At 46.6% G+C, this 371-nt stretch carries 1 protein-coding gene; it reads right to left on the reverse strand.

The window, feature by feature from the left end:
* Positions 1-371: hypothetical protein (locus AAOP42_RS12130; protein WP_349528788.1), on the reverse strand; the 371-nt coding region annotated here is incomplete at both ends.

The following is a 371-nucleotide window of genomic DNA, read 5'->3' on the forward strand; positions in this document are numbered from 1 at the left end:
TTGGAATGGATGGATCGCTCAACGTAACGTCTATATCGGCGACTGAACTGCAGCCTGATTCTGTTATACTGATGTTGTTGTAAACTCCGGCACTCAATCCACTGATTGTTCCGACATTGCCTGATACAACCATACTGAACGCTTGAGAAGCTGAAGAGCCGTCTTCATAATCTAAGGTATAAGTCCCGTCAGACAGGTTGCCGGTCGTCAACGTAATGCTTCCGTCTGTACCGGAACAGGCCGTTGGGTTACTCTCAGCATTACCTGACAAGGTTGGAATGGATGGATCGCTCAACGTAACGTCTATATCAGCGACTGAACTACAGCCTGATTCTGTTATACTGATGTTGTTGTAAACTCCCGCACTCAAT

It is taken from the genome of Reichenbachiella sp. MALMAid0571, assembly GCF_040151475.1.
In the GTDB taxonomy this organism is placed as follows: domain Bacteria; phylum Bacteroidota; class Bacteroidia; order Cytophagales; family Cyclobacteriaceae; genus CAXBNB01.